1 protein-coding gene is annotated in these 1,019 nt (G+C 55.4%); it reads right to left on the bottom strand.

The features are described 5' to 3' along the window. Nucleotides 1-127: 127 nt before the first annotated feature. The gene (rimK, locus tag J5224_RS29875; protein ID WP_264628680.1) at nt 128-1,006 is read right to left on the bottom strand and encodes a 30S ribosomal protein S6--L-glutamate ligase; all 879 of its coding nucleotides are present in this window, start codon (nt 1,004-1,006) and stop codon (nt 128-130) included. Between the last annotated feature and the right edge of the window lie 13 nt (nt 1,007-1,019).

Here is a 1,019-nt window from a genome sequence, read left to right on the forward strand (position 1 = left end):
GGAACGATGAGTGAATCCATCATAATTTGCCTCATTTGCGCCTGTAACGTAAAAACCTTACTAGCTTACGTAAAATTTGCGCACGATACCAATAGAAAAGCGGGATTGCCTATCAGGCTGGTGATACTCAGCCGCATGCGTGCTGCTCAATAAACGCAATCATCATGTCGGCGATATCCAATTGGGTGGTGCGTTCAATCCCTTCCAAACCGGGAGAGGCATTTACCTCCATCACCAGCGGTCCGCGCGCCGCGCGTAAAATATCCACGCCCGCCACGCTCAGCCCCAGCGTTTGGGTCGCTTTCACCGCAATGGCACGCTCACGCTCCGTGATGATAACCGGTCGTGCAGTGCCGCCACGGTGTAAATTGGAGCGAAAATCGCCCTCTTTGGCCTGACGTTCGATGGCCGCCACCACGGTATCGCCAATCACCAGACAGCGGACATCCCTGCCCTGCGCCTCGCTCACATACTCCTGAACCAGAATGTGCGCATTCAGGCCGCGAAACGCATCAATCACGCTTTCGGCCGCCTGACGCGTTTCTGCCAACACCACGCCAATTCCCTGAGTGCCCTCAACCAGTTTAACCACCAGCGGTGCGCCGCCCACCATAGCGATCAGATCGCTGGTATCGTCCGGCGAGTGAGCAAAACCGGTGATCGGTAAATCGATGCCCTCGCGCGCCAACAGTTGCAGCGAGTGCAATTTGTCCCGTGCACGGGTGATTGAGAGCGCATTGTTCAACGGAAAGCTTCCCAGCATTTCAAACTGGCGCAACACGGCGGTGCCGTAGAAGGTAATCTGTGAGCCGATGCGTGGGATTACCGCATCGTATTTTACCAACTGCTTCCCGCGATAATGCACCGTGGGCGCAGCAGAGTTGATGTTCATGTAGCACGAGAGTGGGTCAATAATATCGACAACGTGCTTGCGTGCTTCTGCGGCTTCACGTAACCGCATGCAGGAGTAGAGGCTGCCGTCCCGGGATAAAATGGCGATCTTCATCAGTTCCTCTCCC

This window comes from Candidatus Symbiopectobacterium sp. NZEC135 (assembly GCF_025962695.1).